Here is a 22,173-nt window from a genome sequence, read left to right on the forward strand (position 1 = left end):
GCGCGTCCTGCACCGAGCGTTTCACCTCGGCGATGATCGGCTGCAACTTGTCGAGGAACTTGTTGAACCAGCCGGCCAGTTGACCCAGTTCATCCTTCTTGTCATAGGCCAGACGTCGGGTCAGATCACCTTCGCCGCTGGCGATGTCTTCGAGCATGCGCGCGACGCCGAGGATCGGTTTGGTCACGCTGCGCGCCATCAGCCACACCAGCAGCAAGCCGATTAGCGCGGCGAGTACACCGAGGCTCAATTCGATCAGGGTACCCGAGGTGTTACTCGCATCCAGTTGCTGCTTGAGTGCTTCGGCGCGCTCCACCAGCACTTTTTCCGGCACATCCAGCAACACCGCCCACGACGGCCCGCCGGGAATCGGCTGGAACGGCGACAGCACTTTCAACTGGCCGTTGCTGTGCAGGCTGCTGACGCTGGCGCTCGACGACAGCATACGCAACAGCTCGGCGCCGCTGGTCTTGTCTACGGCATCCAGGCGCTGGCTGAGTTTGCCGGCGTCCGGGCTGTAACCGGCGAGCAGGCCGACCGGGCTGATGATGCTCACGGCGGTCTGACCGTCGTAGAGCTTTTTGCTCGCGCCCTGACTGATCGCTTGCAGGCTGTTGAGGTTGATGTCCACCGACAGCGAGGCGATGACTTTGCCGTTGACCATCAGCGGGAAGACGATGCTGGTCATCAGCACATTCTGGCCATCGATCACATAGAAGTAGGGTTCGATCACGCACGGTTTGAGCGTGGTGCGCGGGCAGGTGAACCATGCGTTGGCCGCCTGACCACTGGGGCCGGTGCTGGTGTCGGCCATGTCGCTTTCCGGCAGGGCCATCGAGGTGACTTTGCCCGGGGTCGGTTGCGACCAGTACAGGGCGAAGCGGCCCTTGTCGTTGCTGCCCAGTTCGGCCTGGCCGGCGAACAATTCGTCCTTGCCGTCCAGTGCGTTGGCTTCGAACACCAGCGACAGGCCGAGCAAGTCAGGGTTGGCTTGCAGGGCTGACTTGACCTGACGGGTCATGTCTTCGCGCAGGTCGAAGGCATCGAGGAAGCGTTTCTCGGCCTGTTCACGCAGGAACAGCACCTGCCGCGAGAATCCGTGGCCGTACTGATAAGCGTCCATGAACTGCTGGCGAATGCCCGCCGCTTGCACCTCGCCCTGAGACTCGATGCGCGCCTGCGCCGATTCAGTGAGCATCTCCATGCTCGAAGCTTTCACCAGTTCGGAACTGTGCTCCATGCGATACAGCGAAAGACCCACCAACAGGGTCACGATACCCGCCAGGCAAAGCCCGGCAAGCAGGGTGATTTTCCATTGGATGGAAAGTTGTCTGAGCGACATGGAAACATCCTTATTCGATAAATATCTGAGACTTTGCACTGTAACGGCCGCGTTTCGGCTTTCTTTATGCTGGAAACACAATAGGGCCAATTGCCGCAGTCATTGGCGCACGGGGTAGATCGTTCCTACGCTCCGCGTGGGAATGCAGCCCCGGACGCTCTGCGTCCGATGGGAACGCGGAGCGTCCCTTGCGGCGTTACCACGCAGAGCGTGGGAACGATCATATGGCTGATTGCCGCACCCGGAATCGACCAGTTGCTTTGACACTGCGGCCACTCTGCGGCACAGTGCGCGCCCTTCTAATAAGACCCTCTTTGCAAATCCGCCGGTGCTTCATGGGCGGACTCATCCTGTCTGGCGGTGAATTGTCCACCGCAGTGTTTTTGAGGTAGTGAAATGAATGCAGTGATTGCTGCGGTCGGCGTCATGCTGATCCTCAGCCTGTCCCGCGTGCACGTGGTGATCGCCTTGATCGTCGGTGCATTGGTCGGCGGCCTTACCGGTGGTCTGGGCATCGACGCCACGCTCAAGGCGTTCAACAGCGGTTTGGGTGGCGGGGCGACGGTGGCATTGTCCTACGCGTTGCTCGGCGCTTTCGCTGTGGCGATCGCCAAGTCCGGCCTGGCCCACGCGCTGGCCGACAAGGCACTGGCCATGGTCGACCGTCAGCACTCGACCGGTGGTGGCAGCGTCAAATGGCTGCTGATCGGCCTGTTGTGGGTGGTAGCGATTGCCTCGCAGAACATCCTGCCGATCCACATCGCGTTCATTCCGTTGCTGGTGCCGCCGCTTTTATATGTGCTGACCAAGTTGCAACTGGATCGCCGGTTGATCGCTTGCGTCATGACGTTCGGCCTGATCACGCCGTACATGTTCCTGCCGGTGGGTTTTGGCAACATTTTCCTCAATGAAATCCTGTTGGCCAACGTCGCCCGCAGTGGTGTCGACATCAGCGGCGTCAACGTCACTCACGCCATGGGCATTCCGGCGCTGGGCATGGTGTTCGGCCTGGCGATGGCGTTCATCAGCTACCGCAAAAAGCGTGTTTACGACCTGACGAAAATCGAGCAGGTCGAGCAGGTGGTCGTGCAGTACAACCCGATGAGTCTGATGATTGCCGGTGTGGCTATCGCGGCGGCATTCATCGTTCAACTGCTGCTGGACTCGATGATTATCGGCGCGCTGGCCGGCTTCCTGATCTTCTCGGTATCGGGCATCGTCAAGTGGCGCGAGACCGATGATCTGTTCACCGAAGGCATGAAAATGATGGCAATGATCGGCTTTATCATGATCGCCGCCTCCGGGTTTGCCGAAGTGATGAAGGCCACCGGACAGGTGCAGACACTGGTCGAGTCGTCGGCGTCGTGGATCAATCACAGCAAGGGTGTTGGCGCTTTGCTGATGCTGCTGGTGGGGCTGCTGGTGACCATGGGCATCGGTTCGTCGTTCTCCACCGTACCGATTCTGGCTGCCATTTTCGTGCCGTTGTGCATGCAATTGGGCTTTAGTCCGCTGGCCATCGTCTGCATTGTCGGCACCGCCGGCGCGCTGGGCGACGCCGGTTCGCCCGCCTCGGATTCGACCCTTGGCCCGACCTCCGGTCTGAACATCGACGGCCAGCATCACCACATCTGGGATACCGTGGTGCCGACCTTCCTGCATTACAACTTGCCATTGCTGGCGTTCGGCTGGGTGGCCGCGATGGTTCTCTGAACCCACAGGGGATTGGGGGGAATTGCTGACTCAACTTTTGATCTGGCGTGCCGTTAAAGCCTTTAACCACGCCAATAAAATCAAAAGAGTGAGCTTCCCCCATGCGCTTGAGTCTCAAGGCCAAAGTCCTGTCCCTTGCCGTCCTCCCGGTATTGCTCTTTGCGCTGGTCATCAGCCTGACCACGCTGTTCATCCTCCAGGAACAGGCGCACAAAGAGGTCGAACAGACCCGCGAACGCCTGCTCGGCGACGCCAAGGCCACTCTGCAAAGTTACGTCGCCGTGGCCATGACCACGATCAAACCGCTGTATGACGCTGCCGCCCCCGGTGATGCCGAGTCGCGCGCGCAGGCGATCAAACTGCTGTCGGGCATTCGCTACGGCAAGGACGGCTACTTCTTCGGCTACGACTCCGAGACCGTGCGCCTGTTCAAGGCCAACGATCCGGAAGGCGTGGGTAAAAGCTTCAAGGACAACCGCGACCCGAATGGGGTTTACGTCAACCTCGGTCTGGTGAAAGTGGCGAAGGACGGCACCCACTATCTGCAATACAGCTCGCCGTTGCCGGGCAACGCCAAGGTGCTGGTGCCGAAACTCGGTTACACCGAATACCTGGCGAAGTGGGACATGGCGGTCGGCACCTCGGTCAACCTTGACGGCATCGAAGCGCAGGTGGCGCAGGTTGAAGCGCAGGTGCAGGAACGTATGCAGGGCGTGATCTTCAGCATCGTCGGCGTGGCGGTGGTGGTGCTGTTGGTGATCGCGGCGGCGGGGATGCTGCTGGCCAACACGATTCTGCGTCCACTGACTCTGATGAAAGCCAACCTCGACGACATTGCGGCGGGCGAGGGCGATTTGACCCGTCGTTTGAACATCACCAGCCAGGACGAACTCGGTGAACTGGCCGGCTCGTTCAACCGTTTCGTCGACAAGATCCACGGCCTGGTGCGGCAGATCACCGAGATGACCACGCAACTGACCGGGCTGGTGACGCAGGTGTCGGATCAAGCCCAGCGTTCGGATCAAGCCATGGAACGCCAGCGCCACGAGACTGATCAGGTGGCCACAGCGATCAACGAAATGTCTGCCGCCGCCCAGGAAGTCGCCAAGAGCGCGCAAAACGCTGCGGTCGCGGCCCAGCAGACCGACGAAGAAGGCCAGAGCGCCAAACGCGTGGTGGCCGGCAGCATCAAACAGATTCATGCGCTGGTGGATGACATCCGCAGCAGCGGTGTGTCGCTGGACAGTTTGCAGCAGGACGTGAGTTCGATTGTCGGCGTGCTGGGGGTGATTCGCTCGATTGCCGAGCAGACCAACCTGCTGGCCTTGAACGCCGCCATTGAAGCCGCGCGGGCTGGTGAGGCCGGGCGCGGATTTGCCGTGGTGGCCGATGAAGTGCGGGCGCTGGCCAGTCGCACGCAGATCAGTACTCAGGAAATTCAGGGGATGATTGATCGCTTGCAGGCGGGCACGCAGTCGGCGGTGGAAGCGATGCGCCGTTCCAGCGAGGCGGGTGATGGCACCTCGCAGCAGGCCAATCAGGCCGGTGCGTCGCTGGATGCGATGGCGGAATTGATCGCGACGATCAACTCGATGAACGCGCAGATTGCCAGTGCGGCGGAAGAGCAGACGGCGGTGGCCGAAGAGATCAACCGCAGCGTGCATCAGATTGCGGTGGCGGTGGACAGCGTGGCGGATGAGACTCAGTTGGGGGCGCAGACTTCGCGCAGTCTGGCGGATCTGGGGCAGCGACTGGGCAAACTGGTTGGGCAGTTCCGTATCTGAGTGTCAGGGAAAGCCCCTCACCCTAACCCTCTCCCGAAGGGAGAGGGGACTGATCGGGGGATATTGAGGATGTACGGCGACTTGAACCTGCTATACCGAATCCATAATCGACTCAATCTTTCAGGTCGATGCATGACGCAAGACACCTCGGTCAGTCCCCTCTCCCTCCGGGAGAGGGCCAGGGTGAGGGGCTCTTGATCTTCAACCTCTCAAGACCTGTCCCAATAAGGCACTTCACCGAAACATTCGATGAAGAAATCAATCACCGTCCGCACCTTCACCGACAACCGACGACTCCCCGGCCACAGCACCGCAATCTGCTGCGGCTCCAGACTGTTCGATACCTGATACTCCCTCAGCACCGGCACCAGCGTGCCTTCGCGCACCGCTTCGCCAATCAGCCATGACGGAAACATCACCAGCCCCAGGCCTTGCTCGGCGGCTTGGGTGAGGGTATCGGCGTGGTTGCCGGTGATCGGGCCCTTGACCGAGTAGGGCGTCCAGTCCTGCCCGTCACGACGGAAAAACCAGCGCTGCTGACCGGTCGCGCCTTTGTAGGCCAGGCATTGATGCTGCGCGAGTTCGTCGGGGTGTTGCGGTGTGCCGTGACGTTTGAGGTAAGCGGGGCTGGCCGCGACTTGAAAGCGATGTGGCGCCAGAATCCGCGCCTGCATGCTCGAATCGTGTAACGGGCCGATGCGGAACAGCAGGTCCGCACCTTCCTGCAACGGGTCGACGTAGTGGTCAGTCTGCTGGATATCCAGTTGCAACTTCGGATAACGCACGCACAACTGGCCCAGCCACGGCGTCAGATGGCGCTGGCCGAACACCACTGGGGCGTTGATTCGTACAAGCCCCGTGGGTTCGCTTTGCTGTTCCTGCAGCGCTTGCTCGGCTTCTTCCAGTTGCACCAGCACCAACCGCGCATGATGGCCGAGCATGCGCCCGGCCTCGGTCGGCGTGACCGCGCGGGTGTGGCGGTAGAGCAATTGCTGGTTGAGCGCCTGCTCCATCAACTGAATCTGCCGGGAAATCGACGAGGGCGCCACGCCTTCGCGGCGGGCGACTTCGGAGAAACTGCCGTGGTCGAGCACCGCCACAAACAGCCTGAGTGCCTTGAATCCGAGTTCGTTGAGCCCGTGCATGAATCATCCTGCTGTGCGAGTTACGCAAAAGTGTTGTCCGGATGCTCCCATTTATCGCAAAGCGCCGCCAGTCGATAATCCGCGCCATCGATTATTTGCTTGGGTTTTAGTTATGCAGACGTTGGATGAGGTGAGTGTTGCGCCGCCGGTGGCCAAACCGGGGTTGCGTTTGTTGTTGCTGCCGCTGGTGATTCTGGCGGGCATGGGTTTGTCGGTGGAGGCGGGGTTGCTCGGGCCGTTGGGGGTGCAGGTCGGGCATCTGTGGGCGACCTTGAGCATTTTCGGCGTGGGTTCGGCGATTCTGTTTTTGCTGCTGTTGTTCAGCGGCCCGCAACAAGGGCCGGCGCTGAATACATTGCCGCGCTGGCAGTTGATCGGCGGGTTTTTGGGGCCGATGTATGTGGTGGTGCTGACGTTGGCCACGCCGCATATCGGTATCGCCATGACGATGATCGCGATTCTGTCGGGGCAGGTGGGCAAGAGTGTGTTGATTGACCATTTCGGCTGGTTCGGGGCGACGCGCAAGAAGGTCAACGCTGAGCGGTGGCTGGCGTTGGGCTTGATTGTGGCGGCACTTGTCTTGATTGCTCGGGGTTGATGATGAATCTGATTATTTTGTTGGCTGTGGTGGTTGCGGCAGGCGCGGTGTTGAGTGTTCAGGCCGCGATCAATGGGCGTCTGGGTGAAACCGTTGGGGTTTTGCGCAGTAGTTTGCTGACGTTTGCCGTGGGGGCGTTGGTTACGGGGTTGTTGATTCTGTTTTTTGAACCGGCCCATGCGGTGAGTTTGCTCGATGTGCCGAAATGGCAGCTCAGTGGTGCGTTGTTCGGGGTGGTTTACATGATTGTGATGGTCGGCGCTGTGCCACGGATTGGTACGGCGGTGGCGACGGTGGCGGTGATTGTCGGGCAGTTGGGGATGGGGATGTTGATTGATAATTTTGGTTGGTTAGGGAATCCGGCGATCGATCTTTCTTCGAGTCGGATTTTGGCGATGGTTTGTTTGGGGTTGGCTTTGGTGTTTATGTATCGCAGCAGTGTTCGCTCTTCTGACTGAGTACATATCCGTTATTTTTGTGAGGGCGACTTAGGGTTCCGCCCTTACGGCGGGTCACTTTTTCCAGACGCCGAAAAAGTAACCAAAAAGGCTTGCCCTGACGTACGGCCCGCTCGCTGAGGCTCGGGGTTCCTTCGCTCCGGGATTGATCCGGGCGCATCGCCTCCGGTTTGCTTCGCTGCACCTCCTCTCGATGTGTTTGGCTGCGCCAAACGGTCGCTGCGCTCCCACCCCCGGATCAATCCCTCCACTCAGCCTGCCGACGGGCGTTTGAGATCAAGAGCGGTACTCGAGCTTGCGCTCATTGTGTTGAGTGGGGCGGCATGCGCCGCGTGCGGGGTGTACTCACTCCTTGTAGGAGCTGCCGAAGGCTGCGATCTTTTGATCTGCTTTGGCTTTGGCTTTGGCTTTGGCTTTGGCTTTTGATCTTGCTCTTCAGCCCATCGGCAGGCCGAGCGAAGGTGTTCATCCGGGGGTAGGCGCGCAGCGCCGTGCGGCGAAGCCGCACACATCGAGAGGAGGTGCAGCGAAGCAAACCGTAGGCGATGCCCCCGGATGGACACCGTAGCGAGGGAACACTGAGCCTCAGCGAAGTGCCGTACGTCAGGGTAGAGCCTTTTGGGTTACCTTTTCGGCGTTTGGAAAAAGTGACCCGCCGTAAGGGCGGAACCCTAAGCAGCCGTTACCGCAGCAACGGATATGCCCCCCAAACCCCCAAACAAAATCAAAAGATCGTCCGATCGCGGCCCGAGCCTTCGGCAGCTCCTACACTGATTCCTACGGCTTGCCCTTCAAGCCTCAGACAACCACCACTGAAGGAGTCTGTCCCATGCCTGTAACTTCTGAAAGCAACTGTGACTGTACTAAATGCAACTGCAAGCTCGGCGAGCATCCGATCGCGCGCCACGGCAAGCACTACTGCTGCGAAGGCTGTGCCAACCATCACAAAAACGGTGAGGAGTGCTCAAGCAAGGCCTGTAAATGCGCCCACGGCTGACGACCGCCCACAAAAAAGTGGAGCCTAATCAGGCTCCACTTCCAGTTTCAGACTTTCATCCTCCAGCCGTTCCGTATGCCGGACTGTTCCTTGCAATCGTCGCCCCTCAACCCTGACTACCACGGTTTTCGCTTGATCAAGATTTTCAGGAAGCGGCGCCGGCACTCTCAGAGCAAAGCAATACGGATCATGTTCGACGGCTTCAAGCCCCACCTCACAATCGACACTTTTGGTGATACGTCCGAACAATGTGTCCAGGCCGTAATCCAGATGCGCCGGACTGCTGATGTGGCTCATTGTGCATTCCCCCGAATGATCCCGATCGCTGCGCAAAGCTTAGCTGGTCGGTCGCCAGATAACGTTTTCCACACCGAATTTTTCCGCCATCGGTTTGCTGGTTTTCTGTACTTTTTCGCGGCCGAAACGCGGGATTCGACCCACGCCCGCGTCGCAACTCGCCCAGTGCCACGCCTCGGCGTTGTCCATTTTGTCCGAGCGGATAATGAACGACTTGGGCGTGCCGTGAAGGGTGTATTCGATGACGTAGAGTTTTGCGTTGTTCATAAAGCCCGTATTCCTCCCTGTGGTAATAGAAGGATCGCAGCGCACCGGGAAAATTCACTCGGATTGTCCGACGGTATCTATCAAAGGCGACGCACTGACGCACTGGTTACCATGGCGTCTTCGCCAACCCCAATGAATGCTCGCCATGGCCCTCGCCGCGCCGCCCGATCTCAGTGACACCGATGTGCTCGTTCAGCCGCTGGCGCGCACGTATCCGCGTGGTTTGTATATCGAGCAGCACGCGGAAAATGCCGGTGCCGGCACTGGCCGCGTTCGGTCGCATCGCGATCATTGCCGCGCCGGTCGACGGACACGTGCAGTTGCCAGCACTGGCGTTGTATCGCAAGGGCGGTTCGGTGGTCGGGATCAACTCGCTGCTGTACGGCGTTGAAGCGTGCGCGGCCATGCTGGAAAAGTTCGACCGGTTCTTCGATGAAGACTTGCTGCCGTTGCCGCAAGGTCTGGTCGAAGCACCGCTGGCCGAGGGACTTGCGCGATAGCGGAGTGTCAGTTGATGCATGAGTGACTGAAACACCGCTATCGCGAGCAGGCTCGCTCCTACAGTTGCTCCGCTAGGACTTCAGGATTGCGGGACGCCGTTTTCCCAGGCAGACCAGTTTTTGAGGATTTCCTGCACCAGCGGATTACCGGTGCGATAGAGGTTTTCCAGCGCCGGGACAAAACCACCCTGATCGGCATACTTGAGCAAATTATCCACTTCACTACCACCCGGTTCAGGACGGTCGAAGTCGGAGCCGGCGCGCACCACTGCCAGGCGTTGCACATCGACCAGTCCTTCACGGCTGGCGCGCAGCAGGGCTTCGTAGGTGGAGTTGTCTTCCTGCTGCGTCGTGCAGTATTCGCCCTTGTTGTCGGTCAGCAATTTGGTCCAGACCTCGGCTCGTTCACTCAGGCGTGTGCCGGAAAACCAGGTGTTGCCCGCCAGTGTGTCGCAACGGGTGACAACTGGCGGTTGGTTGGCGGGCGCTGACGGGTACTTCAAACGCCAAGCGGCGGATTCCTTGCTCTCGCTCAGTTCGACCTTGTGGCTCAGGGCGAAGGCCTTGGCCTGCAATGTCGGATTGAGTTCGAAGACTTCGGTCTTGTAATCCAGCGGCGGTTTTTCGTTCGGGCCTTTGGTGTTGATGCCGATGTAGCCGGTCGGCCAGGTCGAGGGCGCATCACGGGAATCCAGCTCCCACTGCGTGCCGAACTCCACCAGATAGTGCGCCCACGCTGCGGTGCCGATGGTCCCGTGTTTGGGGCTGATCCCGGCGATACCGGCGATCAGGAAGTAGCTTTTGCGCAGGTCGAATTTCGGCGACATGGCCAGTGCCAGCGTAGAGGCTGCCGCGTTGGTCTGGCCCATGCCGGTGGTCAGCAGGCACACCTGCTGCGTGTTGCAGCGGATGCTCGGGTACTCGGCGGACAGGCCCGGCACGCGGATTTCCTGTTTGAGCTCAAGGCGATCGATCCAGTGCTGCGCCTCGGGGGCGAACATGGTGATCAGCACGACTTTGGGCTGGATTGGCGCATCGCTAGCCCATGCGGTGGAAGAGAGCAGGGCGGCAGCGGCCAGTGAAACTCGCATCATTGCTTGCATAAAAATCTCCTGATTTCAGAACTGATAACCGATACCGGCGTAGTAACCCCAGCCGTTGGAACGCGCGCGGAAATTGCCGTCGCCGAAATTCAACTCACTGCCGTCTTCCCAGTTACCGCCATTGTGGAAATAACGCCCGACCAGGGTGAAGCGCAAATGGGTGAACGAGTACAGCAAGACGTTGGTCGCCACCGTCGCGTTGGCGGTGCGCGCCGGGTTGTCCTTGTGCATGTCGGAGCCGAAATCGAAGTTGGTGAAGCCGATGTAGGTCAGCGAGGCGCCGTTGCTGAATTTGTCGATGGGCACGATGTACTTGAGCTGCGCACGGTAGCCGTCCCACGAATACTCGTTGCTGGCGCCGTAGTTTTCCCACTGGTAGCGCCCGTAGAAGTTGGCCGACAGGTTGACCCGCGAATGGGTGTCGATGTCGGTACCGAAGCCGCTGTAGAGGGTGTTGGCGCGGTTCTCTTTGCGGCTGCCGTGGTCGTAGATCCAGTCGAACGCGACGTACCACTCCTTGAACGGGCCGATGGCCAGGCTGCGGCCGGCGAGGTAGTCGATGGAGATGCGCGGTTCGTGCTCCATGAACACCGGTGAGCCGTGGTCCCACACGCCTTTGTCGTGGCTGTTACCGATGTTGAAGATCTTCGGCACGTCGATGTAGCCGTACAGCTCGAACGGGCCTTTGCGCCCGAAATACTCGTATTCCAGGTAGATATCGTCCGCCGGTTGCGGGCCGAAGCTGATGTCTTTGCTGCCGATCAGGGTCAGGTCCTGGTTGTACCAGTCCGACAGGTACGCACCTTTTTGCGGCGGACTGGCTTCGGGGCTGAGGGTTTCGCCCTGGGCGGATTCTTCGGGGAGCGTTGGTTGCGCCATCGCGCTGTGGCTGAGAACTCCGGTAACGCCGGTCAGTAGCAGGGAAACAGCAAACGTGCGCACAAACGGGGCGCGAAAAACGGAAGCGACGTGCATTCAAAGTCCTTTTTTGCGGATCAAGGCCCGGATTCTGTGGGCCTACTGGATGTGTGGCGAAAATGCCGGGATTGACGGTTCGCAAACGTTTGCATAAGCCATACCAACTCCTCCCGGCTGCCACTGTAAGAGCTGCGGCACGCTGCGATCTTTTGATTTTGCTTTAAAGATCAAAAGCAAAAGATCGCAGCGTGCCGCAGCTCCAACAAGGGCGATGTTGTGCGTTCAAATCTCCGTGTCTATTGGCCAAAACCCTCGTCCTAGAGCGGCTAGTATTAAAGTATTAACACCATTTAATCCGTGCCCCATGTCTGGGCGTCTACTAGCGTTGTGAGCATTCAACGGTTTTCTGATGACCGTCGCGCTCTTGATTCGCGTGTGGAATAAACAGGCTTCGCACGCCTTCAAGGAAGAATTGACCACGATAAGGAGTCGCCCGTGGAAGCAAGGTTTGGTGTCGCACTCGTCTCGCGTTTTTCCCCTCTTTCCCTTGCTGTGCACCTGAGCGTCGCCGGACTGTTGTTGGGGGGCGTGAGCACCCCGGCGCTGGCTACGTGCTCCACGGCCGGCTCGACCGTGACCTGTACCGGCGTGCCGAGCCTGCCGCTGTTTCTCAACAACTTCAACAGCGCCACCAACGGACTGACGGTCAACGTCAACAGCGGGGCGCAGATGAACGCGACCCTGGGCGGCCACGTGATGGACCTGACCGGGGTCAACATCAGCCTGAACAACTCCGGCACCATCGATCCGGCGTTGCTTGGCCTGGTCTCCGTACTGAGCGGCGGTGCGTTTATCGGTACTGGCGCGACGAGTACAGTCAGCGTGCTCAACAACGCCAGCGGGATCATCCGCGGGACGGGCATGTTGCTCGGGCTGAATCTGACCAGCCTCGACGGCCTGGGCATCGCGGTGAACAACGCGGCGGCCGGCACCACCAGCATCACCAACAACGGCACCATCACCTCGACCGGGCTGTCGGTGGGCGGAATCACCTTGGCCGATACCCCGGTGGTCGGGGTCTACGGTGGCTCACAAGTCAACATGACCAACAGCAGCACCGGCATCATCAACGGCCGGATCGCCTTCGAGACGTCGGCGGCGGGCAACACCTTTACCAACGCCGGCACGATTACCGGCGGCGTGTCGATGGGCGCGAGCAGTACCAATACCTTCACGGCGGTGACCGGCTCCAGCGTCAACGTGGGTGACGGCGTACAGATCAGTGTGGGGCTGGGTGGGCTGATCGGCATCAACCTGACCTTCGCCCCGACCGGCACGGTCGACGGCGGCGCGGGCGGCACCAACAGCCTGATCCTGCAGAATCCGGTTGGCGTGGGCGGCGGGATCACGGGTGTCGGCACTGCGTCCAGCGCCACTTATGTCAACTTCAACAACCTGACCATCAACAGCGGCACCTGGACCTTGCAGGGGCCGTTGGTCAGCGGCGCGACCACGCTTAACGGTGGTATCGCCCAGTTCAACAACAACGCCACCTTCGGCAGCGGTGTGTTGACCTCTAACGGCGGGATTCTGCAGGCGAGCAACGCCGGGTTGAACATCAGTAATCTGATCTCGCTGGGCGCGGGTGGTGTCACCGTGCAAGGCACCAACGCCACCACGTTGAGCGGGGTGATCTCCGGCAGCGGTGGCCTGACCAAAACCGGCTCCAGCCAACTTAACCTCAGCGCCGCCAACACCTATCTGGGTAACACCACGCTCAATGGCGGCACGGTGCAGGTCAGCAACAATCAGGCGTTCAGTACCGGCACCCTCAACGTGACCGGCGCGACGACGCTGAGCGCACCGGGCACCATCAGCCTGGCCAACGCCATCAGCCTCGGCGGCACATTGACGGCTGGCGGCACGGGAGCACTGACCCTCGGTGGCTTGATCAGCGGCGGTAGCGGCCTGACCAAAACCGGCACCGGCAGCCTGACCCTCAGCGGCGCCAACAGCGGTTATACCGGCACCACCACCCTGAGCGCCGGCAGCTTGCTGGTGACCAATAACGATTCGCTGGGCAGCGGCGCTTTGACCACCGCTGCTGGCACCAGTCTCGACAGCACCGCCAACGTGACCCTGGCCAATAACATTGCGATGACCGGCGCCCTCAACGTGCTCGGCAGCAATGCGCTGACCCTGGGCGGCATGTTGTCCGGCACCGGCGGCATCACCAAATCCGGTACCGCCAGCCTGACCCTGACCGGTAACAACACGAACAGCGGCAATACCGCGCTGAATGCCGGCAGCCTGTTTGTCGGCAGCAACACCGCGCTCGGTACCGGTGCGCTGAACGCGGCGGCCGGCACTACGCTGGATGCGACCGCTGCCGTGACTCTGGCCAACGCCATCGCGCTGGCGGCGGATCTGACCATCGGCGGCACGCAGGCGCTGGGCCTGAGCGGCGTCATCAGTGGCGCCGGCAACCTGATCAAGAACGGCACCGCAAACCTGACCCTCAGCGGCAACAACACTTTCACCGGCGGCACCGCGCTCAATGCCGGGACGCTGATCGTTGGCTCCAATACCGCGCTGGGCACCGGCGCATTGACCACGGCGGCGGGCACTACCCTCGACGCCAGCACAGCAGTAGCGTTGACCAACGCTGTCAGCCTCGGCGGCAATCTGGACATCGGTGGCAGCGCCAACCTGACCTTGGGTGGCGTGGTCAGCGGCAGTGGCGGGCTGACCAAACGCGGGTTCACCAACCTGATTCTCAACGGCGCCAACACCTTTACCGGCGGCACGACGCTGACGGCCGGTACGCTCACCGTCGGTAATGATGCGGCATTGGGCACTGGCGCCTTGTCGGTCACCGATACGGCAACGCTGGACAGCAACACCGCCGTCAGCCTGAACAACAACGTCAACCTCAACAGCGCCCTGACCCTCGGCGGCAGCAGCGGCCTGACCCTTGCCGGTGTGATCAACGGTGCCGGCCAGTTGATCAAGAATGGCGCGGCCAACCTGACCCTCAGCGGTGCTAACACCTTCACCGGCGGCACCACGTTGAATGCCGGTAGCTTGACCGTCGGCAACGGCGCGGCACTCGGCACGGGCGCACTGACCGTGGCCGGGGCAGGAACACTCAACAGCAGTTCGGCAGTGACGCTGAACAACGCGATCACCCTCAACGCCAACCTCACCGCCGGCGGCGCCAACGCGCTGACCCTCGGTGGCGTGATCAGTGGCGGCAACGGTTTGATCAAGACCGGCGCGTCGAGCCTGACCCTCAACGGCGCCAATACCTACACCGGCACCACGGCGCTGAACGCCGGCACACTGATCGTCGGTTCCAACACTGCGCTGGGCACGGGCAGCGTCAACGCGTCGAACGGCACCACACTGGATGCCAACACCGCAGCGACACTGGCCAACAACGTCAACCTCGGCGGTACCCTGACCCTGGGCGGCACCAATGCGTTGACCCTCGGCGGTGTGGTCGCCGGTATCGGCGGACTGGTCAAAAATGGCGCCGCCGACCTGACCCTCAACGGCGCTAACACCTATTTCGGCAACACCGCACTGAACACCGGCAAGCTGATTGTCGGCAGCAACACCGCGCTGGGCTCGGGCACATTGAACGCGGCGGCAGGCACGACGCTGGACGCCAACACCGCCGTCAGCCTGAACAATGCAGTGGCCCTGGCCGGTGCCTTGAATGTCGGCGGCACGGCCGATCTGACCCTGACCGGTCTGGTCAGCGGCGCCGGCAGTCTGGTGAAAAACGGCACGGCCAATCTGATCCTCAACGCGGCGAACAACTTCCTCGGCGGCACGACCCTGAACGCCGGCACCCTGACTGTCGGCAACAGTTCGGCGCTGGGCAGTGGTGCGTTGACCGTGGGCGGCGCCGCAACGCTGGACAGCAATTCGCCGCTGGTTTCGCTGAACAACGCATTCGCCCTCAATGCCGCACTGACCGTCGGCGGCACGCAGAACCTGACCCTCGGCGGCGTCACCAGCGGCACTGGCGAGCTGATCAAGAACGGCGCGGCCAATCTGACACTCAACGGCAACAACACCTTCAGCGGCGGCACCACCCTCAACGGCGGCACCCTGACTCTCGGCAACGCCAACGGTTTGGGCACTGGCGCATTGATTGTTGGCGGCGCGGCAACACTGGATAACAGCGCTTCCTTCGGCATCGGCAATGCGATCACGTTGAACGCCGGTCTGACCGTCGCGGGCAACAATGACCTGAGCCTCAACGGCATCATCGACGGCGCCGGCAGCCTGACCAAAAACGGTCTGTCTGACCTGACGCTGGCGGGCAACAACACCTTCACCGGCGCACTGAACATCGTGTCCGGCAGCGTCACCACCCTCAACACCAACGCACTGGGCAACACCTCTGGCGTGAATATCAGCGCCGGCGCGGGGCTCAATCTGGGTAGCGACGCCAGCCTTGGCGCGCTGACCGGCAGCGGCAATGTGCAGCTCACCGGCAGCAACACGCTGACCGTCGGCGGCGGCAACGTCACCAGCACCTTCGACGGCGGCCTCAGCGGCAGCGGTGGCGTGATCAAGGTCGGCACGGGCACGTTGAACCTCACCGGGATCAACGGCATTACCGGCAACACCGCCATCAATGGCGGCACCGTGGATCTCAGCGGTTCGCTGGCCAGCGCGCAGGTCAACGTCAACACCGGCGGTACCCTGACCGGTACCGGGTCGGCGCTTGGTGCTGTGAACGTTAGCAGCGGCGGGCATCTGGCGTTGTCGTCGGGCAACCAACTGTCCGCCGGTGCGCTGACCCTCGCTGCCGGCAGCAACGTCGATGTGGCGCTGGGCACACCCTCGACCGCCTCGCTGATGAATATCGGTGGCAACCTCACCCTCGACGGCAATCTCAATGTCACCGATGCCGGTGGTTTCGGTGTCGGTGTATACCGCCTATTCAACTACACCGGTGCCCTGACCAATCTGGGTCTGGACGTTGCCGGCGTGCCGGTCGGTTACGCGCTCGGCGATCTGGTGGTGCAGACCGGGGTGGCCAATCAGATCAACATTCAAGTGTCGGCACCGAACTCCAACATCCGTTACTGGGACGGCAGCCAGACCATTGCCAACGGCGTCGTCGATGGCGGCAGCGGCATCTGGAACGCGGTCGGCACCAACTGGACCGACGCCAACGGGCTGGTCAATCAGCCCTGGGCCGGCGACTTCGCGGTGTTCCAGGGCACGGCGGGTACGGTGACAGTTAACGGCACGCAGTTGGTCACTGGCATGCAGTTCCTCACCGATGGTTACAGCCTGGTCAACGGCACGGCGGGTCAGTTAACCGCCGTCAATGGCACTGGCGGGACCACGGCGGTGCGGGTCGATCCGGGCGTGACCGCCACCATTGGCGTGAACATCGATGGCAGCGGCATTCTCAACAAACTCGACACGGGCACCTTGGTGCTCAACGGCGCCAACACCTACAGCGGCGGCACGCAACTGGACGGTGGCAAGATTATCGTCGGCAGCAACACGGCGTTGGGCAGCGGCACGCTGACCGCTAATGCCGGTACGCAACTGGACAGCAACGCAGCAGTGACCCTCGGCAACGCCGCAACGCTCAACGGCAACCTGACCGTGGTCGGCAGCAATGCGCTGACCCTCAACGGCGTGATCGGCGGCACGGGCGGTCTGATCAAAAACGGCGCGGCCAACCTGACCCTCGGCGGCAACAATGCCTTCCTTGGGCCAGTGGCGCTGAACGCGGGCGGACTGATTCTGGCGTCGAACGCGGCGTTGGGTTCGGGCACCTTGAACGCGGCGGGCGGCACCACGCTGGATGCCGCCACCGCAGTTTCGGTAAACAACGCGGTCAACCTGGCCGGCAATCTCGGCATCGGCGGCACGGCGAATCTGACCCTTGCCGGGACTATCAACGGCGCCGGCAGCCTGACCAAAAACGGCGCGGCCAACCTGACCCTGAGCGGCAATAACAACTTCCTCGGCGGCATCAACCTGAGCGCTGGCACCCTGACCGCCGGCAGCAATTCGGCGTTGGGTCTGGGCAACTTGACGGTGGCCGGCGCCTCGGCGCTGGACAGCAACAGTGCGCTGAGCCTGGGCAACAACGTGGTGCTCAACGCCAACCTGAGCAACACCGGCAGCAACAACCTGACCCTCGCGGGAGTCGTCAGCGGCGCTGGCGGGCTGATCAAGAATGGCGCGTCGAACCTGACCCTCAACGGCATCAACACCTTCAGCGGTGGCACCACGCTGAATGCCGGCACAGTGACCCTCGGCACTGGCGCTTCGCTGGGTGCCGGCGCACTGACCGTGGCGGGTGCATCGACCCTCGACACCTCCGGACCGCTGGTGCTCGCCAACAGCTTCAACGTCAATGCCAATTTGAGCATCACCGGTAACAGCGGCCTGACGCTGGGCGGCGTGATCGCTGGCGCTGGTACGTTGACCAAGAACGGTCTGGCGGTCCTGACACTGAGCGGCAATAACACCTTCAACGGTCTCATCGATGTACTGGCCGGGAGCCTGAACACTGTCGGCAGCACCGCGCTGGGGAATAACGCCGCCGTCAATCTTGCCGTCGGTACCACGCTCAACATCGGCGATTCGACCAGCATCGGCAGCCTGACCGGTGACGGTACGGTTGGTATCGGTGACTTTGACACCCTGAGCATCGGAGGCAACAACCAGAGCAGCACATTCGCTGGCGTCCTCAGGGACGGCATCGATCCGGGTGGGTTGACCAAGCTGGGCAGCGGTACATTGACCCTGACCGGCAACAACACCCTCACTGGCGACACCAACGTCAACGCCGGCACCTTGCAGGTCAACGGTTCGCTGGCCAGCGGCAACGTGCTGGTCAACAGCGGCGGCACCCTCGGCGGCGGCGGTACATTGACCGGTGCAGTGACGGTGGCCGATGGCGGGCATCTGGCGGGTGTCACTGGCAGCACCTTGTCGGTGGATTCGCTGGTGTTCAACGGCAACTCCAACTTCGACGTCGGCCTCGGTACGCCGGTGTCCGGTGGCGGCAATGCGCTGGTCAACGTCGGCGGCAACCTGACCCTCGACGGCACTCTCAACGTCAGCGACATCGGCGGCTTCGGCAGCGGCGTCTATCGCCTGATCAACTACACCGGCGGACTGACCGACAACGGCATGCTCATCGGCACCGTGCCGGGCAGCGTCACCCCGGGCGATCTGACTCTGCAAACCGCGCTGGCCAATCAGATCAATCTGCTGGTTACCGCACCGGGCGTCACCGTGCAGTTCTGGGACGGCAATCAGCTGATCGCCAACGGTTCGGTCGATGGCGGCAGCGGCACCTGGGGAACTGGCATCACCGACTGGACCGACGTCAACGGCACCACCAATCAGGCCTGGACCAACAACTTCGCGGTGTTCCAGGGCGCGGCGGGCACTGTGACCGTCAACGGTGCGCAAACCATCACTGGCATGCAGTTCGTCACCGATGGCTACAGCCTGCAAAACGGCACGGCGGGTTCGCTGAATCTGGTCAATGGTTCACTCGGCAACGCCTCGGTACGGGTCGACCCGAACGCCACCGCGACCATCGGCGTGGCACTCAACGGCGCCGGCACCCTCGGCAAATACGACACCGGCACGTTGGTGCTCAACGCCGCCAACGGCTACACCGGCGGCACTGCGCTCAACGGCGGCAAGATCGTGGTCGGCAACAACGCAGCCCTCGGCACTGGCGTGTTGACGGCGGCCAACGGCACCGCGCTGGACAGCAACACCAGCGTCAGCCTCGCCAACGATGTGGTGCTCAACGGTGGCTTGAACGTCGCTGGCTCCAACGCCTTGACCCTCGGCGGTGTGGTCAGCGGCAGCGGCAGTCTGATCAAGACTGGCGCCTCGAGCCTGACCCTCAACGGCAGCAACACTTACAGCGGTGGCACTCAGCTCAACGCCGGCACGCTGATCCTCGGCAACAACAGCGCGATCAGCAGCGGCGCACTGAGTGTGCTCGGCAACGGCAGCCTCGACAGCACCTCGGCGCTGCAACTGGCCAACGCCATCAACCTCGGCGCGCAACTGACCCTGGCTGGCACCCAGAACACCACGCTGCTGGGCGCTGTGACCGGCACTGGCAGTCTGGTGAAAAACGGCGCAGGTGACCTCGTGCTCAGCGGCGCCAACACCTACAGCGGTGGCACTACGCTGAACGGTGGCATTACTCGCGGCGACACCAGCAGCCTGCAAGGTGCGATCGTCAACAACGCGGCGTTGACCTTCGAGCAGAATGCTGACGGCAGCTACACCGGCAACCTCACCGGCACCGGTACGCTGAACAAAACCGGCAGCGGCGAATTGCTCCTCACCGGCAACAACACCTTCACCGGCAACACCTCGGTGCAGGCCGGCGCATTGACCATCAACGGCGTGCTCAACAGCGCCAATGTCAACGTCGCCAGCGGTGCGAGTATCGGCGGTGGCGGGCAACTCGGCGGGGCGCTGCAACTGGCCGACGGCGCAACACTGGCCGGTGGCGGCACGGCGACGCCGTTGTCAGTGGGCTCGCTGGCGTTGTCCTCGGGCACCGACCTGGACTTCAGCCTCGGTTCGGCCACCAGCTCTACAACAGTGGTCAACGTCGCTGGCAACCTGACCCTCGACGGCACGCTGAACATCAGCAACGCCGGCGGCTTCGGTACCGGGGTCTATCAACTGTTCAGTTACGGCGGCAGCCTGACCAACAACGGTCTGGTCTATGGCAGCCTGCCGGTCTCGGCGGCCAACTTGACCCTGCAAACCGCCATCGCCAACCAGATCAATCTGCTGGTGCAAGGCACGCCGGGCGAGGTGCAGTTCTGGAACGGCGGCACCACCAATCCTGATGGCAGCATCGGGGGCGGCAGCGGTGTGTGGGGGCCGGACACCAACTGGACCGATCCGACCGGCACCCAGGCGTTGGCGTCCAACGGTCAGTTCGCGGTGTTTGGTGGGCAGGGCGGTACGGTCACCGTCCAGGGCAATCAGAACTTCACCGGCCTGCAATTCCTCGCCAACGGTTACAGCCTTGTGCCTGGAGCTGGCGGCACGCTGACTCCGGTCAACGGTGCCGACGGCAGTCTCGCACCCGTGCGGGTCAATGCCGGTGCGAGTGCGGAAATCTCCACACCGCTGGTGGGCACGGGCGGTATCGAGAAACTGGATTCCGGCACCTTGGTACTGAGCGGCGCCAACACTTACAGCGGTGGCACCACCGTCAGTGGCGGTACGCTGATCGGCAACACCAGCAGCCTGCAAGGCAACATTCTCAACAACGCTTCGCTGGTGTTCCAGCAGAGCGCCAACGGTCAGTTCAATGGTCTGCTCAGCGGTATCGGAGCAATGGCCAAACGCGGTGCGGGCACGTTGTTGTTGACCGGTAACAATCCGTTCAGCGGCACCGTGTCGGTTGATCAAGGCGTACTGCAAGTCGGCAGCCGCGCCGCACGCGCCTCGTTGGGCGGGCAAGTCACCGTGGCCAACGGCGCGGCTCTGAGCGGTAACGGCAGCGTCGGTTCAATCGTCAACAACGGTCTGGTGGTGTCAGGTGGCGAGGCGGGAACCCTGAGCGTCGCCGGTAACCTGACCAATGCTCCAACCGGTGTGTTGGCGCTGACCATCAGTTCGCCAACCGCTACACCGTTGGCAGTCGGCGGTACGGCGGCGCTTGGCGGCGGCTTGCAGGTGAATTCGCTCGCACCGTTCACCGGCAACACCGTGTATTCGCTGATCACGGCGGGCGGCGGTGTCACCGGCACCTTCAGCAGTGCCGATTTGCCGCAGTACGCTTTCCTCAACAGCTCGCTGGTCTACGGTGCCGATTCGGTGACCCTGGCGGTCAGCCGCAACGGCAACTCGTTCGCCGACGTGGCGGCCACGGGCAACCAGCGCAACACCGCGTCGGCGTTGTCGCGTAACGGTGCGGCGGGGGCTGCGTTGCAGAACGAAATCGTCAACCTCAGCGTGGCCGGTGCACGCAATGCCTTCGACAGTCTGTCCGGCGAAATCCACGCCAGCACAGCCAGCGCAATCCTTGAGGATTCGCGCTACGTGCGGGAGGCCGTCAACGATCGCATGCGCCAGCCTTCGTGCAGCGCGGCGGATGATCCACGCCGCGCCCTGGCGCCAAGCGACAACCAACTGAGCAGCAACGGTTGCCCCGGCGAAATGGTCGGCTGGGCGCGCGCACTCGGCGCCTGGGGTGAATCGGATGGCGACAGCAACAGCGCCAAGCTTGATCGCAACCTCAGCGGCTTCATGCTCGGCACCGACAAGCAGCTCGATGACCAGTGGCGCGTGGGCATGGCCGCCGGTTACACCCGCAGCGACCTCGACGCCCATGATCGTCGTTCGGATGCCACGGTCGAGAGCTACCACCTGGCGGCGTACCTCAACTCGCAGTTCGACGCACTGGCCGTGCGTCTCGGCGCGGCTTATAGCTGGCACGACATCGAGACCAAACGCGACGTCAGCGTCGGCACCTACAACGACCGCTTGGAGGCCAACTACGACGCACGCAGCGCCCAGGTGTTCGGCGAAGTCGGTTACACCATCGACGCCGCCGGTATTGCTCTGGAGCCGTTCGCCGGTCTGGCGTACGTCAACTACGACACCGACAAGGCCAAGGAAAAAGGCGGAGTAGGTCGCTTGAAAGCCGATGCCGATCAAGACATCACCTTCTCTACCCTCGGCCTGCGCGCCGGCAAAGTCATCACCTTGGCCAACGGCGGGCAATTCACCCCGCGCGCGGCCGTCGGCTGGCGGCATGCCTTCGGCGACACCAAGCCTGACGCGGATCTGACCTTCATCGACGGCGGCGCCTCGTTCAGCACTCAGGGCGTACCGATTGCCAAGGACAGTGCCATCGTCGAAGCCGGCGTGGATTTCCAGATCAGCCCGACCGGCAAACTCGGAATCGGCTACTCGGGACAACTGTCGAACGACAACAACGATCACGCGATGACCGTCAGCTTCAGCCTTGGCTTCTGATTTAGGGTCGAAGCACTTTTAGC

The 22,173-nt window shown here is 62.0% G+C and carries 10 protein-coding genes and 5 pseudogenes; 9 read left to right on the plus strand and 6 right to left on the minus strand.

What is annotated here, in order from left to right:
• Nucleotides 1–52 precede the first annotated feature (52 nt).
• Nucleotides 53–1,342 (minus strand): annotated as a pseudogene (locus IAI51_RS28145) (HAMP domain-containing protein); the annotation flags it as partial.
• Between the two features lie 396 nt (nucleotides 1,343–1,738).
• Here IAI51_RS28145 and IAI51_RS05755 point away from each other — a divergent pair.
• The 3 genes and pseudogenes from IAI51_RS05755 to IAI51_RS28155 form a co-directional block, all read left to right on the plus strand.
• Entirely contained in the window at nucleotides 1,739–3,055 is a 1,317-nt protein-coding gene (locus tag IAI51_RS05755) for a Na+/H+ antiporter family protein (protein WP_187677601.1), read from the plus strand.
• Between the two features lie 101 nt (nucleotides 3,056–3,156).
• Nucleotides 3,157–3,933 (plus strand): annotated as a pseudogene (locus IAI51_RS28150) (cache domain-containing protein); the annotation flags it as partial.
• A gap of 312 nt (nucleotides 3,934–4,245) precedes the next feature.
• A pseudogene (locus tag IAI51_RS28155) lies at nucleotides 4,246–4,839 on the plus strand (methyl-accepting chemotaxis protein); the annotation flags it as partial.
• Between the two features lie 209 nt (nucleotides 4,840–5,048).
• Here the strand turns inward: IAI51_RS28155 and IAI51_RS05765 are convergent.
• Nucleotides 5,049–5,984 (minus strand): LysR family transcriptional regulator, encoded by a 936-nt coding sequence (locus IAI51_RS05765; protein ID WP_187677603.1) that lies wholly within the window; start codon nucleotides 5,982–5,984, stop codon nucleotides 5,049–5,051.
• Nucleotides 5,985–6,096: 112 nt separating this feature from the next.
• On the opposite strand from IAI51_RS05765, the gene IAI51_RS05770 reads away from it, so the two are divergent.
• From IAI51_RS05770 to IAI51_RS05780, 3 genes are all read left to right on the plus strand, one after another.
• Nucleotides 6,097–6,582, plus strand: coding sequence for a DMT family transporter (locus IAI51_RS05770; RefSeq protein WP_187677604.1), 486 nt, complete (start codon nucleotides 6,097–6,099; stop codon nucleotides 6,580–6,582).
• Complete coding sequence (locus tag IAI51_RS05775) at nucleotides 6,582–7,040, plus strand: DMT family transporter (protein ID WP_095191284.1); 459 nt, start codon at nucleotides 6,582–6,584, stop codon at nucleotides 7,038–7,040. Before IAI51_RS05770 ends, IAI51_RS05775 begins: the two co-directional genes overlap by 1 nt.
• Nucleotides 7,041–7,869: 829 nt before the next feature.
• Entirely contained in the window at nucleotides 7,870–8,037 is a 168-nt protein-coding gene (locus tag IAI51_RS05780; RefSeq protein ID WP_187677605.1) for a metallothionein, read from the plus strand.
• 24 nt (nucleotides 8,038–8,061) lie between these two features.
• On the opposite strand, the gene IAI51_RS05785 is transcribed toward IAI51_RS05780, so the two are convergent.
• Both IAI51_RS05785 and IAI51_RS05790 read right to left on the minus strand, forming a co-directional pair.
• Nucleotides 8,062–8,334, minus strand: a complete 273-nt coding sequence (locus tag IAI51_RS05785) for a hypothetical protein (protein WP_187677606.1) — start codon at nucleotides 8,332–8,334, stop codon at nucleotides 8,062–8,064.
• Between the two features lie 39 nt (nucleotides 8,335–8,373).
• Nucleotides 8,374–8,601, minus strand: coding sequence for a DUF6555 family protein (locus IAI51_RS05790; RefSeq protein ID WP_187677607.1), 228 nt, complete (start codon nucleotides 8,599–8,601; stop codon nucleotides 8,374–8,376).
• 145 nt (nucleotides 8,602–8,746) lie between these two features.
• Between IAI51_RS05790 and IAI51_RS05795 the strand changes: the two are divergent.
• Both IAI51_RS05795 and IAI51_RS05800 read left to right on the plus strand, forming a co-directional pair.
• A pseudogene (locus IAI51_RS05795) lies at nucleotides 8,747–8,842 on the plus strand (AraC family transcriptional regulator); the annotation flags it as partial.
• 13 nt (nucleotides 8,843–8,855) lie between these two features.
• Nucleotides 8,856–9,101: pseudogene (locus IAI51_RS05800) on the plus strand (zinc-binding alcohol dehydrogenase family protein); the annotation flags it as partial.
• Nucleotides 9,102–9,181: 80 nt separating this feature from the next.
• Here the strand turns inward: IAI51_RS05800 and IAI51_RS05805 are convergent.
• Nucleotides 9,182–10,204, minus strand: a complete 1,023-nt coding sequence (locus IAI51_RS05805) for a purine-nucleoside phosphorylase (protein ID WP_187677608.1) — start codon at nucleotides 10,202–10,204, stop codon at nucleotides 9,182–9,184.
• A 15-nt stretch (nucleotides 10,205–10,219) separates the two neighbouring features.
• Nucleotides 10,220–11,179 (minus strand): nucleoside-specific channel-forming protein Tsx, encoded by a 960-nt coding sequence (locus IAI51_RS05810; RefSeq protein WP_187677609.1) that lies wholly within the window; start codon nucleotides 11,177–11,179, stop codon nucleotides 10,220–10,222.
• Between the two features lie 438 nt (nucleotides 11,180–11,617).
• On the opposite strand from IAI51_RS05810, the gene IAI51_RS05815 reads away from it, so the two are divergent.
• Entirely contained in the window at nucleotides 11,618–22,150 is a 10,533-nt protein-coding gene (locus tag IAI51_RS05815; protein ID WP_187677610.1) for an autotransporter-associated beta strand repeat-containing protein, read from the plus strand.
• The last annotated feature ends 23 nt before the right edge of the window (nucleotides 22,151–22,173 follow it).

The organism is Pseudomonas sp. N40(2020), from assembly GCF_014472415.1.
Classification (GTDB): Bacteria; Pseudomonadota; Gammaproteobacteria; order Pseudomonadales; family Pseudomonadaceae; genus Aquipseudomonas.